Origin of the sequence: Chryseobacterium cucumeris (assembly GCF_016775705.1) — a bacterium.
Taxonomy (GTDB): Bacteria; Bacteroidota; Bacteroidia; order Flavobacteriales; family Weeksellaceae; genus Chryseobacterium; species Chryseobacterium cupriresistens.
Genome location: NZ_CP068760.1, coordinates 1017662 through 1033474, shown reverse-complemented (window position 1 = coordinate 1033474; position 15813 = coordinate 1017662). Strand labels below are relative to the sequence as shown.

10 protein-coding genes are annotated in these 15813 nt (G+C 39.4%); 9 read left to right on the top strand and 1 reads right to left on the bottom strand.

Annotation, left to right across the window (positions count from 1 at the left end; all coding sequences use genetic code 11):
* The first annotated feature begins 19 nt into the window (after positions 1-19).
* The 9 genes from JNG87_RS04535 (at position 20) to JNG87_RS04495 (ending at position 14441) form a co-directional block, all read left to right on the top strand.
* Positions 20-3178: an efflux RND transporter permease subunit gene (locus tag JNG87_RS04535; RefSeq protein WP_202841990.1), complete on the top strand. Its 3159-nt coding sequence runs from the start codon at positions 20-22 to the stop codon at positions 3176-3178.
* The gene (locus JNG87_RS04530; protein WP_202841988.1) at positions 3165-4580 is read left to right on the top strand and encodes an efflux transporter outer membrane subunit; all 1416 of its coding nucleotides are present in this window, start codon (positions 3165-3167) and stop codon (positions 4578-4580) included. Before JNG87_RS04535 ends, JNG87_RS04530 begins: the two co-directional genes overlap by 14 nt.
* Before the next feature lie 253 nt (positions 4581-4833).
* Positions 4834-5412 (top strand): DUF4840 domain-containing protein, encoded by a 579-nt coding sequence (locus JNG87_RS04525; RefSeq protein WP_202841987.1) that lies wholly within the window; start codon positions 4834-4836, stop codon positions 5410-5412.
* Between the two features lie 105 nt (positions 5413-5517).
* Positions 5518-6084: an RNA polymerase sigma factor gene (locus JNG87_RS04520; protein ID WP_202841984.1), complete on the top strand. Its 567-nt coding sequence runs from the start codon at positions 5518-5520 to the stop codon at positions 6082-6084.
* A complete protein-coding gene (locus JNG87_RS04515; protein ID WP_202841982.1) occupies positions 6077-7453 on the top strand; it encodes a porin family protein in 1377 nt (458 codons plus the stop codon). The genes JNG87_RS04520 and JNG87_RS04515 overlap by 8 nt, the downstream gene beginning before the upstream one ends.
* A gap of 38 nt (positions 7454-7491) precedes the next feature.
* The gene (locus JNG87_RS04510) at positions 7492-8454 is read left to right on the top strand and encodes a T9SS type A sorting domain-containing protein (RefSeq protein WP_202841981.1); all 963 of its coding nucleotides are present in this window, start codon (positions 7492-7494) and stop codon (positions 8452-8454) included.
* 452 nt (positions 8455-8906) lie between these two features.
* Positions 8907-10442, top strand: a complete 1536-nt coding sequence (locus JNG87_RS04505) for a YifB family Mg chelatase-like AAA ATPase (RefSeq protein ID WP_202841979.1) — start codon at positions 8907-8909, stop codon at positions 10440-10442.
* A gap of 440 nt (positions 10443-10882) precedes the next feature.
* On the top strand, positions 10883-13990 hold the full coding sequence (locus tag JNG87_RS04500) for a non-ribosomal peptide synthetase (RefSeq protein ID WP_202841977.1): 3108 nt from the start codon (positions 10883-10885) through the stop codon (positions 13988-13990).
* Positions 13991-14150: 160 nt separating this feature from the next.
* Positions 14151-14441 (top strand): hypothetical protein, encoded by a 291-nt coding sequence (locus JNG87_RS04495; protein ID WP_202841972.1) that lies wholly within the window; start codon positions 14151-14153, stop codon positions 14439-14441.
* Positions 14442-14522: 81 nt separating this feature from the next.
* Here the strand turns inward: JNG87_RS04495 and JNG87_RS04490 are convergent, their stop codons facing one another.
* Positions 14523-15749 carry a spondin domain-containing protein gene (locus JNG87_RS04490; RefSeq protein WP_202841970.1) on the bottom strand — a complete coding sequence of 409 codons (1227 nt, stop codon included), beginning with the start codon at positions 15747-15749 and terminating at the stop codon, positions 14523-14525.
* Between the last annotated feature and the right edge of the window lie 64 nt (positions 15750-15813).

Below are 15813 nucleotides of genomic sequence, written 5' to 3'. Positions count from 1 at the left end.
TTTCTTAGAAAATTCAAAAATGTTAAAAAAGATAATAGACCGTCCTGTACTGGCGACGGTAATATCCCTTATCATTGTTATTTTAGGGATTATAGGATTAAACCAGCTGGCGGTGACCAGATTTCCGGACATCTCTCCGCCCACGATTACCGTTTCAGGATCATATCCCGGAGGAAACAGTGAAACCGTGATCCGTTCTGTGGTAACACCGCTGGAAGAGCAGATCAATGGAGTGGAAGATATGGAATACATGAAATCCACAGCAAGTAATGATGGTACATTCTCGATATCCATTATATTCAAACAGGGAGTGAATGCTGATCAGGCAGCCGTAAACGTGCAAAACAGAGTACAGCAGGCCACCCCGATACTACCGCAGGAGGTAGTGAGAATGGGATTGACCACCTCCAAGCAGCAGAACAGTATGGTATTGATTTTCAATATTTATACGGAAGATAATAAACAATATGATGAAACTTTCCTTCAAAATTATGCGAATATCAACCTTATTCCCCAGGTTAAAAGAGTAAAAGGAGTAGGGCAGGCCATGGTTTTCGGGTTGAAAGATTATTCCATGAGAATATGGCTGAACCCTCAGAAAATGTCATCTTACGGACTTGAACCGGCAGATGTTTCCAGAGCGATCGCAGACCACAGTTTGGAATCAGCTCCGGGAAAACTTGGGGAGGAATCTGATGCAGCCTTAGAATATGTAATCCGCTATAAAGGAAAAAAGAACAAGCCGGAACAATATGAAAATATTATTGTTAAAAATATAGGAAGTCAGATCATCAGGCTTAAAGATGTTGCCCGTGTGGAATTCGGAGCGATTTCAAATACCGGAGATAACCTTTCCAATGGAAAAAATGCGGTTACTGTAGCGATTATGCAGACTACAGGATCCAACGCCAACCAGATTGAAATTGGGGTGAACAAAGCTCTTGACCAATTATCAAAATCATTCCCTCCTGGTATCAAATATACGAAGGTAATGAGTACCAAAGAAAGATTGGATGAAGCTACAGGACAGGTAAAATCAACACTTATAGAAGCTTTTATCCTTGTATTTATTGTGGTATTTATATTCCTGCAGGATTTCAGATCTACCATTATTCCGGCAGTGGCGGTTCCGGTGGCGATTATCGGTACCTTCTTCTTCCTTCTGGTCCTGGGATTTACGATCAACGTACTGACCCTTTTTGCCCTTGTACTGGCCATCGGTATTGTGGTGGATGATGCCATTGTAGTGGTGGAAGCCGTTCACAGTAATATGGAAGGAACGGACCTTTCCGGAAGAGAGGCAACTCATAAAGCGATGAGCGAGATCACAGGAGCGGTTATCTCCATTACTTTGGTGATGTCGGCGGTATTTATCCCAATCGGATTTATGTCCGGTTCAGCAGGATTGTTTTATAAGCAGTTTGCGTATACATTGGCCATAGCCATTATTATTTCAGCGGTTAACGCACTGACATTAACTCCGGCTTTGTGTGCCGTGTTTCTGAAAAACAATCACTCGGGAGAAGGTAAAAAACCAAAAGGATTCGGGCAAAGATTTGCTGTGGCATTTAATGCAGGATTTAATAATATGACCAATCGTTATGCGAAAGGCGTTAGATTTTTAATAGGAAGAAAATGGATTGCAGGAGGATTAATCATAGCCGTTATCGGGGTTGCAGGCTGGCTGATGTCAAGTACGCCAAAAAGTTTTGTACCAATGGAAGACGACGGATTCTTTATGTACACTTTAAGTATGCCTCCGGGAACAGCATTGACCAAAACGACAGAGGTTTCCAACAAAATCAATGACATCTTAAAAGGTGTAGAAGCCGTTCAGGAAAATACTTCTATTACAGGCTACAACCTGCTTAGTAACAGCGCAGGGCCTGCTTATGCTATGGGATTTGTTAAGCTGAAACCTAAAAAAGAAAGAGGTGATGTTCAGGATATTCAGGAAGTGGTAGACATGGCAAATGCAAAATTGGGAGTAATCAAAGAAGGAAGTGTAATGACCTTCAGAATGCCTCCTGTAGAAGGTTACGGAATGACGAATGATGCCGAAATTGTACTGCAGGACCGTATGGGAAGAGATCCTCAGGCTCTTAAGGCCAAAGCAGATGAGCTTATCGGTCAGTTGATGCAGGTTCCGGAAGTAGCATTTGCCTACACCATGTTCAGGGCAGATTATCCTCAGATGGAACTTGAAGTAAATGAAGATAAAGCAAAGCAGTTGGGAGTAAGCATTTCCAATCTGTTGGGAACTGTTCAGACCTATTTCTCAGGAGATCAGTCTCAGAATTTTTCAAGATTCGGGAAGTTCTATAGAGTGAATATTAAAGCTGACGGTGTTTTCAGAATGGATGAACAGGCCTTCAACGATATTTTTGTAAAAAATGAAAAAGGAGATATGGTACCAGTGAATACGCTGATTACTTTGAAAAAAGTCTACGGTCCGGAATCCGTTCAGCGATATAACCTTTACAATTCATTAAATATCAACGTATCTCCAAAACCAGGCGTAAGTAATGGAGAATTGATGGGTAAACTGGAACAGACTTTAAGCAAACTGCCATCTGACTACAGCTACGAATGGACAGGGTTGAGTTTGGAAGAAAAATCAGCAGGTAACCAGACGATTGCCATCTTCGGACTGTGTTTACTTTTTGTATATCTGCTACTGGCAGCTCAATATGAAAGTTATATTCTTCCTCTGGCGGTAATGCTTTCCATCCCAACAGGAATTGTAGGTGCATTTTTAGGAATAAAAGCCATCGGATTGGATAACAACATCTATGTACAGGTAGGATTGATCATGCTTATTGGTTTATTGGCCAAAAATGCGATCCTTATTGTAGAATTTGCCATACAAAGGCGAAAAGCAGGTCTTTCGATTCTGGACTCCGCACTGGAAGGAGCAAAGGCGAGGTTACGTCCTATTATCATGACTTCATTAGCCTTTATTGTGGGAATGGTTCCACTGATGGTTTCTTCAGGAGGAATGGCTTCCGGAAACAAATCCATCAGTACAAGTGCAGCCATGGGAATGTTGAGCGGAGTGGTTTTAGGAGTTTTCGTCATTCCTGTACTCTACATGTTCTTTCAGTATCTGGATGAGAAGTTCTCTACCAAAAAGAAGTACAATACGATAGAAAATCAATTGACAAATGACACTATTTAATATAAAGAATTTCCTTATTTCAGGCGCAATGGCATCATTGCTGATGTCTTGTGCCGTAGGGAAGAAATATACAAGAACAGACCTTCAGATTCCTGAAACCTACAAAGAATCTGTGCAGGTAACGGGAGATACTGTACTCCTGCCATGGAAGACTTTCTTCAAAGATCCAAAATTGATTGGTTTAATAGATAAAGCCCTTTCAAGAAACAATGAAGTAAATGTAGCCCTGAAAAATATAGAACAGCTGGATCTGATCTACAAGCAAGCTAAGCTTAGTTTGATGCCAACACTGGATTTCACTGCAGGAGCAAACAGAAGCTGGGCTTCCAAAAATACCCTTAACGGCTCTCTGAACGAACAGTTTGTCGGTACAAAATACATGGATGATTTCAGTGCCGCACTGAGACTTTCCTGGGAAGTTGACATTTGGGGAAAAGCTAAAATGCAGAAAGAATCTGCAGCAGCAGAATATTTTGGACAAAAGGAAAATTTAAATGCCATCAAAAGCAGGATTGTCGTTCAGGTTGCGCAGGCATATTACAACCTTATCAGCCTTGATGAACAGCTGAAAATTGCTGAACAGAATATTGAACTAAGCGACAACACGCTCAGGATGATGAATCTTCAGTTTACAGCAGGACAGATCAATTCATTGGCGGTTCAGCAATCGGAAGCTCAGAAGAAAACCGCTGAGCTGCTGATTCCTTTGGCAAAACAGAATATTTCCATTCAGGAAAATGCATTGAGTATCCTTTGCGGAGAATATCCGGCGAAGATAGAAAGAGAAGGAACCCTTAAAACAATGATTCCCGAAAACAAACTGTCTGAAGGATTACCGGCACAACTGCTGAGCCGTAGACCGGATCTGAAGATGGCAGAGTTCAACGTAATTAACCTCAACTCAAAAACCGGACTGGCAAAAGCAGCCATGTATCCGAGTATCAGTTTAAGCCCGCAAATAGGAGTCAATTCCAATAAGTTCAGTTCATGGTTTGATATTCCCGGATCTATTACCAAAGCGGTTGCTGCTAATCTTGCTGCGCCTGTTTTCCAGAAAAAAGAATTGAAAACAGCGTATGAAACAGCTTTGATTGAACAGGAAAAAGCAGCCATCAATTTTAAACAATCTGTAATGACTGCTGTGGGAGAGGTTTCCGACGCTATGGCAAAGTCTAAAGGTTCTTCAGAAAGACTGCAGCTTTTAGAACAGAGAACAGCAATTCTGGACAAGGGAATCAACGATGCACTGAAACTGTATAAAAGTGGTATGGCAACCTATCTGGAAGTCATCACTGCCCAGAATAATAAACTTCAGAATGATCTGGAAACCATCAATGTTACCCTTGAAAAATTAAATGCTGAGGTTGATCTTTACAGAGCACTTGGCGGAGGTGTACAGTAGAATATTTCTTAAAAAAATAATAAAGGAAGCTATATATGTAGTTTCCTTTTTGCTGTTTTGACGTATCAATACAACTCTATTATATAACAGGTACGGAATTTGCAATGAAGAGATGAAATTTTATGTACACAAAATCAATTGGTTATAATTTTTTTTATTCTTTTTCCTAAAAAAGGATGCAAGATTTTCAGAAAACAGGATTTATATAGATGAGTACTCGAAAATAATTAATGTTTAACGAAAATGTAATGCAATGAAAAAATTGACAGTACCCCGATTTTTTATAACAGTTTTAATGGTTTTGGCAGGATTGACCTTATTCTCATGTAATGATAATGATGGACCGGACATTCCTCCTGTAAAAATGGAAGAATTACCAGGAAACTATAAAGGAAAAATGATTATTGTACAAGGAACTACCAAAAGAGAAGGAATAAAAGAATTCAAAGTAAAGAAAGATACGATCTCTTTTGCCGAATTTCCAATAGGTGAAATCGTAAAAACCGTGGTAAAGGATCCTGCAAAAGCTGAAACTGCCATAAAATCACTTGGAAAAGTGAACTATGATATTAAATATGCAGCAGTGATCAATACAGCAAATAATGTGATAGAGCTTACTCTTACTCCAAAAACAATGGAGCTTCAGATTCCGGTAGACGGAGTCAACAAAAAGACGGTTGTGGAATTCGCTTCTAAGCAAAAAGGATATTATGTAGGGATGGATAGAACGCTTAGATATGCACTCACAGCAGAAAAAATTACAGTAGACGGGACAGTGGTTACTCCTTATGAAGTGATCGATTATAATTTCCCGTTCTGTATAAAAAATTAATAAATAATAGTAACATCAATAGATTGCGCTTTATTAAAAAGATGCAATCTATTTTTGCCTGACAGTTTTATAACATCCCGGTGGATACGGAGGCAGTTGCATCATATGGAAGAAAGTAAAGAACAGATTTTGGTAAAGCACCTTCTGAAAAAGGAAGAGGCTGCCTGGAAAGAGCTTTTTGGAGCTTATTCCGGAAATCTGTCCTATGTATGCTCCCGTTATCTGGCAGAAAAAGAAGATGTTCATGATGTGCTTCAAAATAGTTTTATAAAAATGTTTCGTTCGATAGAATCTTTTGAGTACAGAGGAAATGGTTCTTTAAAAGCCTGGATGACCCGTATCACAGTCAATGAATCTTTGAAGCATATTAAACAGAAAGGTGACTTTAAATCAGCAATTGAAGTAAATGATCTTCCGGATATCCCTAATGAAGAAGAACCGGATTTTGAAGAAATCCCCCGCGATGATATTATGATGATGATCAGAGCTCTTCCTGATGGCTACCGGACTGTTTTTAACCTGTTTGTATTTGAGAAAAAAAGCCATAAAGAAATTGCCGGGCTGCTGGGAATTGCAGAAAATTCTTCCGCATCACAGTTTCACCGTGCAAAAGGACTGCTTGTTCAGAAAATAAAAGAATTTAAAATGTCAAAAAAAGCACAGTATGAATAACGAATGGCTAAATAGTCTGCGAAGCAGAATGGATGACCATGAAGAGGACGTTCCGGAAGGATTGTGGGATGACATCAGAGATGAATTATTCTCGGGAGAAGACAATACCAGTATTCCCGGATTTATTCCTGAAATGAATGAAGGTGGAGCGGAAAAGGCAGAAAAGATAGCCGGCAGAGGGCAAAAATCCCTGTTTTATCGTATCGGAGGAATTGCTGCTGCTATTGCATTGCTGCTTTTGCTGACAAAATTATGGCCACAGAATGATACAGAGACAATGCTGTCTCAGAGACAGACAAACGTGCAGAAAGAAAAAAAATCTTTAAAACCTGTACGGGCCGAACATGCTTCAGCAGAAGAAATGACATCGGTGTCAGAAGCTCCATTAGCTGAAAATATAGTGAATACCGGACCTTGGTTGAAAGAACAGACCCGAAAATATTTTGAACCCGTAAGGAAAAATGAGCTAAAGGATATAATTAAACTGCCAACGGCTTCAGAATCTTTTCAGCAGGAAAGTAAGATCGCTCAGAAATTATCTCCTGTTGATGATACAGCGAAAGAGCAGGTTGTGGAAAATAAAAATGATGAGGTTCTTTTTAAGCAGGAAAAAATAAAAGAAGTATATGCAGGAAATGCAACCCATCATACCAGAAAATCCAGAGACAAAAAATCATGGATGCTGGGTATGCTTACAGGCAATATGGCTTCCAATTCTGCAGAACAGCAGTTTCCCGGCTATGCTTCAATCACAGGAAAAGCGATGAACGTTGAGCAGGTATGGACGACTTCCGAATATCATGATGATCCTCTTACGGCTATACTACTGGCCAATCAAAGTCAGCCGGTAGAAGCAAGAATCAGACATAAAGTGCCGGTTACATTTGGCCTTTCTGTATACTATAATTTGGGGAAAAGATGGGGAATAGGAACAGGACTGAATTATACCAAGCTGTCTTCTGAACTGCATTCCGGAAGTGACAACAATTATATTAAAGGAGATCAGACGGTTCATTATCTGGGAATTCCGGTACAGGTTAATTATAATGTCATTCAAAAAGGAAGATTCACAGGATATGTTACAGGCGGGGCCCTGGTAGAAAAACCGATAGCAGGAAATATTACAACAACGTATGTTGTGAATGATGAAATAAAGGAATCCTCAAAGGAACGTCTGGAGCCAAAACCTTTCCAGTTTTCTGTTAATGCGGCAGCAGGCCTGCAGGTGAAGCTCATTGACAAGGTTGGAATTTATGCAGAACCGGGAATAGGATATCACTTTAAAGAAGAGAATGCTCCGAATACCATTTATAAAGAAAAGCCCCTTCATTTTAATATGAAATTCGGAATCAGAGTGCTGCTGGATTAATGCAGCCAATTTAAAACACCAAACTTAATAATTGATATATGAAAACAAAACTAATCTTTTTTGTGGTTTTATTATTCTCCATTTTGGATATAAAAGCACAGTGCACGCCTACAATTACCAGTGCGAGACTCGGACAAAAATATCCGGGAACGATCTTATTCTGTGATACGGAAGATGAAGTTCTTTCCACGACACAGACTTACGCAAGTTATCAGTGGTATAAACAGGAATGGACCTGGCAAACCCCTAATAACAACCCATGGGTAGCCATTCCGGGAGCGACATCACAACAGTTAACCATTAGTGGCAATGACCAGCTGAATTATTTTAAGGTAGTTGTTTCCCAAGGCGACTGTACAGCGGAAAGTCCTACAGCATTTGCAGATGGCTTTGTATATGGGCTGCCGGCAATGATGACTACTTATACACCGGGCACCTATGAAGAAAATATGGGAACAGTGAAGGTCTGCAACGGAGCTTCTGTACAGTTTGACAATATATTTCCTTTAGTGTATGGCAAGCATACCTGGTTCAAATGTGTGCCAGGGAGCAATCCGCCGGTAGCAGGAGATCCTTGTATCATCGCTGGCGTGGTAGGTGATACTTATGTTGCAACAAGCTCGGGGAAATACGGATTTTATGCATGTACGGAATATTGTCCGGATCAGTGCCAGATGTTAGATCCGTTTGCTTTTGTTGAAGTGACTTTCGGAGATTGGGAATTCTGCAGCAATCTGGGAACTGGAGAGACAAAAATTAAAGATAATAATCTGAGAATTTATCCTAATCCTACCGCGCAGCACCTTTATATCGGGAAAGAATCTGATAAAATCTATAAAGAAGTTATCATTATAGATATGTCCGGGAAACTTGTTCTGAAGAAAAATGACCACAGATATAATCAGCCGATTGATGTAAGCAGTCTGGTACCCGGAAATTATATCATTGTTTCCAGAAGCACAGACGGAACAGAATATAAAAACAGATTTATAAAAAAATAATAGGATTATAAAATCTGAAGATGCTAAAATATTGATTGTGGGAAGGAAGATTGGATGTCTGTGGAGGGATGTTCCTTGTATTGAAGAAGAACTGAAGTGATTTATTTTAATACTTTACGCTCATAGATACATTTTCATCCTTGTTAATCTAATGACGATCATAATTACCCCAAAAAGGAATTTCCTCTTTCCGGCATCCGCTTCCTGACTTACACTTAATGTTCAGTAATTCAGATGGCATAATCTTTTTCGTTAGTTTTTAATAATGGTTGAGTCGGTACAAAGAAATTTGTACCGGTTTTTTTATTATCATCATCGTGCTTCTACAAAAATATCTGAGGATCTGTTTTCTTAAAATCTTTTTTTAAATATCTGTCTGGCTAGAATACTGTTAATATAAAACCCGGATTTTCAAAATAGTATATTCATTACTTTTACTTCAAAAACACACCATGCTGATCAAAATTTATGGAAGTGCCATTCATGGAGTGGCTGCACAGACAATTACTATTGAAGTGAATGTAGATACCGGAGGGGTAGGATACCATCTTGTGGGGCTTCCTGATAATGCTATTAAAGAAAGCAGTTACAGGATTTCTGCAGCATTGAAAAATGTAGGATTTAAAATTCCCGGAAAGAAAATTACCATTAATATGGCTCCTGCAGATCTTAGAAAAGAAGGCTCTGCTTATGATCTCAGTATTGCTATTGGCATCCTAACCGCCTCAGATCAGATATTGGCAGAGAACGTTAAAGACTTTATTATTATGGGAGAACTTTCCCTGGACGGAAGTTTACAGCCGATTAAAGGTGTTTTGCCCATTGCGATCCAGGCCAGGGAAGAAGGGTTTAAAGGAATCATTCTTCCAAAACAAAATGCCAGAGAAGCAGCCATTGTAAATGACCTCGATGTGTACGGAGTAGAAAATATCAGAGAGGTTATCGATTTTTTCAACGAAGGAAAAGCGCTTGAAAAAGTGACATTGGATACCCGAAAAGAATTTCATGAAAAGATCAATAATTTTCCTTTTGATTTCTCTGAAGTTAAAGGCCAGGAAACAGCCAAAAGAGCTATGGAAGTGGCAGCAGCAGGTGGACATAATATTATTCTGATCGGCCCGCCGGGAAGTGGGAAAACAATGCTGGCCAAAAGAGTTCCCAGTATTTTACCTCCTCTGACATTGAAAGAAGCGCTGGAAACAACAAAAATTCACTCTGTAGCCGGGAAAATAGGAACAGAAACATCATTGATGACTGTTCGTCCCTTCAGATCTCCACATCATACTATTTCAGATGTTGCTCTGGTAGGAGGAGGAAGTTATCCACAACCAGGAGAAATCTCTCTTGCTCATAACGGAGTTTTGTTTCTGGACGAAATGCCCGAATTTAAAAGAACGGTGCTGGAAGTCATGAGACAGCCTTTGGAAGATCGTGAAGTAACGATTTCAAGAGCCAGATTTACTGTAAACTATCCGGCAAGTTTTATGCTGGTAGCTTCTATGAACCCCAGCCCAAGCGGGTTTTTTCCCGATGATCCTAATAATACCTCATCTGTTTACGAAATGCAGCGGTACATGAACAAACTCTCAGGCCCTCTTTTAGATAGAATAGACATTCATATTGAAGTTCAGAAAGTAGAATTTGAACAGCTTTCCGAAAAAAGAAAAGGTGAAAAGAGTAAAGATATCAGAGACCGTGTACTGAAAGCAAGAGATATTCAGAATAAAAGATATCAAAACCTCAATATCAGCAGTAATGCGCAAATAGGACCTAAGGAAATTGAAGCGTATTGTGAACTGGACGAAGCCTCTTTCGGTCTTATCAAATTAGCTATGGAAAAACTCAATCTTTCGGCAAGGGCTTATGACAGGATCCTTAAAGTTGCCAGAACAATAGCCGATCTTGAAGGATCTGAAAATATCCTGTCACATCATATTTCTGAAGCTATACAATACAGAAGTCTGGACCGTGAATTCTGGAATGGTTGATTTTATTCTATTTCGTTGATTTAAAACTAAATACTAAGTTTTATTTTCATAAGTTTAATTCTTACCTGTGAGTTTAACATAGGAATTATGTAACACATAGGTTGAAATATTATGTTAAGTTTGATTACCAAATTATTTATAATATCATATTATGGAAGTCAAATTCATAAATACTGCATAGAAAGCGTACCTCATTTATAAGGATAGAAGAAATATATTCTTACTTCTTTTTGAATAAATACATAACGTTTGAATGCAGAATGCCGATCCACTCATACAGAGGTCGGTGTATAACCTGTATCATCCAGTTTTGAGAAACGAATAAAGAAAACACATGTAGTAAATAAACGGTGGTTATTCCTCATGTCTTTACTTTTTAAATGCTTTCTATAGTTGAAACTCCACTCACAAATTTTTAAACCAATCCAAATCAAATTATTATGTCAAACACAATTCCCTCATCAGGAACCTTATCGATAGGTTCAGCGGTATTACTGTCTTCTGAAGACAGAGAAAAATTGCTCAACGGATTTAATAAAACCAGTTGGGATTATCATCATGAAGAAACCCTGGAATCTCTTTTCCGGAAACAGGTAATCCTTCATCCTGATAAGACTGCTGCGGTTTATCAGAATCAGAAGATTACGTATGGAGAGTTGGATCAGAGAAGCAATCAGGTAGCCAACTTATTACTGAGCCATGGTATCAAAGAAGGAAAATATGTTCCCATCTGGCTGGACCGCTCTTTAGAATGGATCATTGCTGTACTTGGAGTTATCAAAACAGGTGCAGCCTATGTTCCGATCGACCCTGCTTATCCTGTCAAAAGAGTAGAATATATTCTTTCCGACACCACTGCTGATCTTATCATTACCAATCAAATTCTTGGAGAACTTTTATCAGAAACCGAAAAGGTAAAAGTATTTGGTCTGAGCAATATGGAGAATCTTAATCAGTTATCATCAGAATATCCAGGAATTAATATCCATCAGAATGCCCTTGCATATACCATTTATACTTCAGGCTCGACGGGTAAACCCAAAGGTGTAATGATTAGCCATCAGGCCATACAACATCTGGTAACATGGCACAACCATCATTTTCATGTGGATCACAGTTCAAAACTGACTCTTGTGGCGGGATTGGCATTTGACATTTCTGTGTGGGAAATATGGTCGGCCCTTACTTCAGGTGCAACGGTTTTTATTGCAGACAATGAGGATAGAACAGAAGCTCAGGCGTTGGTAGATTACTACAGAAAAAATCATATTACCCATGGCTTTGTGCCTACTGTTCTGGCTCCTTCTGTAGTGGATATTACCCGCAATTATAATGACCTGAAGCTCAAATATCTCTTTACAGCAGGTGAGAAGCTAAAGCCGGTACTTACTTCAGAATTAAGCTATGAGCTGGTGGATTATTATGGTCCCACAGAATGTACCGTATACGCTACTTATAAAAAAGTGAAAGATATTAACGGGAAATATGTTTCATCTATTGGCAGACCCATTGCCAATGCAAAAGCCTATATTTTAGGTGAAAACAAGGAATTGCTGCCCGTAGGAGCTGTTGGAGAACTCTGTATTGGAGGAAATCTTTTAGCAAAAGGGTATCTTAATAATAAAGAACTTACGGATGCTAAATTTATTACCAACCCATTCAATGAAAAAGAAAAACTGTACCGTACGGGAGACCTGGCCAGATGGAAACCGGATGGTGAGATTGAATTCTTAGGAAGAATTGATAATCAGGTAAAAATCCGGGGATTCAGGGTTGAACTTGGGGAGATAGAACGTTCACTGATCCGGCAGGAAAATATTAAAGAAGCTGTGGTTATTGGTAAGGAAACGGAAGGAAGTACCAAATACCTGATTGCTTTTGTTGTATTAAAACCCCACGTGACAACAGATATTTCATCAATCCGGAATGCTCTCAAGGCAGAACTTCCAGGGTATATGGTTCCTGCACAGATTATTTTTATAGATAAAATCCCGTTAACAGCAAATGGTAAAACAGATATTCAGGTATTAAAAAATCTGGCCGATAAAGAAGTAAAAGAATTGGTTTCATCTGAACCGCCAACTAACGAGACAGAGAGAATTATTACAGATGTCTGGTCGTCTGCATTGGAGCGGCCTGTTATTAATATTACAGATAATTTTTTTGATATCGGAGGAAACTCACTGCTGGTTGCAGTTGTTGCAGTAGCTTTACAAAGAAAGCTGGATGTGAAGGTGTATCTGCGGGATATCTATCAGTATCCGGCACTGCAGCAGCTGTCGGAAGTTCTTATTGAGAGATCCGGAGAAACCAGAGAAGCTATCCCCGTGGAAGATGTAGAGCCCTATGTAGAACTTCAGAAAGATGTGTATCTCGCTCCCGGAACTGTTTTTGCCGGCGGATTTGATCGTCAGCAGGTGGAAAATCCTGCCGCTATATTTTTAACGGGAGCTACAGGATTTGTAGGAATTCACCTGTTGCAGGAACTTCTGGATACTACAAATGCTGATATTTACTGCCTTGTAAGAGCTCAGGATGAGTTCTATGCGATGGAAAAGATTGACAAATGCTTTAAACAATACCATATTCCACAGAATCCGGAACAGAAATCACGGATCATTCCTGTTATCGGAGACCTGACCCTGCCATCCTTAGGATTGTCTCAAGAAACATTTACAAAGCTTGCCAGGCAAACCGATCTGATTTATCATTCCGGAAGTTCCGTGAACTTTATAGAACCCTATTCCTATATGAAAGCTCCCAATGTAGAAGGACTAAGGGAAGTCATAAAACTGGCAGGAGCAGAAAGAACAAAATGTCTCGCCTTGCTGTCAACCATTTCCGTATACAGCTGGGGGCATATATTTACAGGAAAAACGGTAATGCTTGAATCGGATGATATTGAGCAGAACCTGATGTCTGTAAGTAAAGATATCGGATACGTAAGAAGTAAATGGGTGATGGAAGCGGTTGCCGATTTAGCAGCAAAAGAAGGACTGCCATTGATTACTTACCGTCTCGGATATGCCATGTGCCACAGCGAAACAGGAGCAAGTGCTTCTTACCAATGGTGGTCCGGATTGGTGAAAAACTGTATAGAGTTCAAATCTTACCCGGCACTTACAGAGCTTAGAGAAGGTCTTATCACTGTAGATTATATGACCAAAGCCATGGCTCATATTACAAAAAATAAAGATGCGATAGGCAAAAAATTCAATCTGATTGCACGTCCTGAAACCAATCTTACTTTAGAAGATTTCTTTGGGCTCATGAAGAAATATTATCCTTTTACACTCAAAGATCTTCCTTATAAAGAATGGAGAAAGCAGTGGGAAGATGACAGTAAAAACCGATTGTATCCATTGACAAGTCTTTTCAGGGACAATATGCATGAAGGCTTATCTACTGTAGAACTTTACCAGAATACTTATATATGGGATTGTTCCAATGTTATTCAGTATCTGGAGGGATCAGGTATTCAGGAACCGGTATTTGATAAAAAAATGCTGGATTCCTACTTAAAATATCTCGGAATTCCGGTTGAATAGTATTGAATCATTGAAAAAGCCCAGACAGTATATGTTTGGGCTTTTAATTTTTATTCAGCAAATACGTCAGGTTTTGTCGCAGTGGACCAGGATATTTGTATCAGGGTAATGAAAAAATCTTATTTCATTTTTTTAATTAACTGAAAACCAAACAGGATAGATGAATGACGTTATTGTATTGTCAAAAGATTTCGCTGCTAATGAAAGTGCAGTGGTGGATATTAAATCACGGGGATTGGTAAATCCATTGGGAGTTCTTACAATTCAAAACAAAACAGGACAGTCTGCACAATTTCTCTGGCAGGGAGATACGTTCTATAACAGAGAAAATGCTGGATATTTTAAAGAAATAAATAACGACCTGGGAGTGAAGGTAAGCCATTATGAAGGCTTTATAACCGTTACCAATGGAGGAGGAAAACAATATCTGGAAGGAGCCCTGAAACAATAATAAAACGGATACACTTTTATTTTCCGAACAGCATAATAAAAAAGGTCAAACAGTATTGTCTGACCTTTTCTTATCTGAAGATTAGTTGATGGTTACTTTAATCACATGCTGTACAGCAGGAACAGGATATTGGGTTCCTACTTTGGAAATGCTCATGTTTTCACTTTGTGGAGTTCCCCCAAACAGAGCCTGATGATTTCCGGCTCCCGGATATTGGTCAATGCCCGTCCCGGAATCAAATAGTGAAGTTTTTGAACTAAGGTCACCTTTAGTATCCGCATCAATATTTTGTTCATTGGCATAGAACCAGTCATTGGAAAATCCGAACATTGTTACGTAGGCAATTTTATCGCCCGGCTCAGCATTAAAACTTGTTGTTACTTTGCTTCCCGGTGCTACAGGAGCACTCCCCGCAACATATACACCTTTCACATCAGATAGAGATTTCAGACTATTTTGAAGCTTGGTTACGTTTCCAAACTGTGCAATGTCTTTCAGACCTATTCCGCTGTCTGATTTGCCTAATTCATAAATTGGATTTTTATCGCCGCGGTACACAACCACCAGGGCAGGAGAAAGCCCGGTCATAATTCCTGTGTTTGCGTTCAGTTTCGTCATCATTTTACTTATATTTCCCATTTGAGCAATATCTGTAATTTCAGGATTTGATAAAGCATCAGGAGTAAAAAACGGAGCACTGTTCAGAAGTTGAGAGCCATTATAATTGGAAACAGCCCATACACCTGGAGAAAAAGGAGTTTCGTTGGCCGTTCCGCCGGATGTATTGGTAATCGTGAGGGTAAATTCCGAACTTACATCATTGTAAGAGAGATTGAGTTTCATAAGCTGGGAAGCATTGACATTAGGAACCTGCATGACAGGCTTGTTTTCAGCTTGTCCGGTGGTATCATTTTTGGTTCCGTTATCCCATAACCGGACGCTTGAAGAAACATCTCCGGTAATAGCATTTCCATTAGCATCAAACAATTTGATACCCGGCTGTTGGGACGCAAAAAACCAGTCTTTTGAAGCTCCGTACATCGTAGCAAACATTAAAGCCTGTGCTTTTCCTGCACTGAATGTAACAGAAACCGATTGTCCGGGCATAATAACAGGAGGAGTTCCCGTTCCCTGAAAACTTCCGCTTTGCACAAAATCTTTGGGAGTTACAATGTTTTCAAAAGTAATAGTTCTTTGAAAAGCCGTATCCGTCATCATGGCATTATCCGAATCACGGCATGAAGAAAGAGTAAATGCAGCTAGAGTAGCTGCTGCTAAAACTGATGTTCTGAAAATAAACCTGTTCATAAAAGTAAATTTTTATAGTTATAATTGATATCTGTAACTATAGTCGGCTACTTTTTGTGATCCT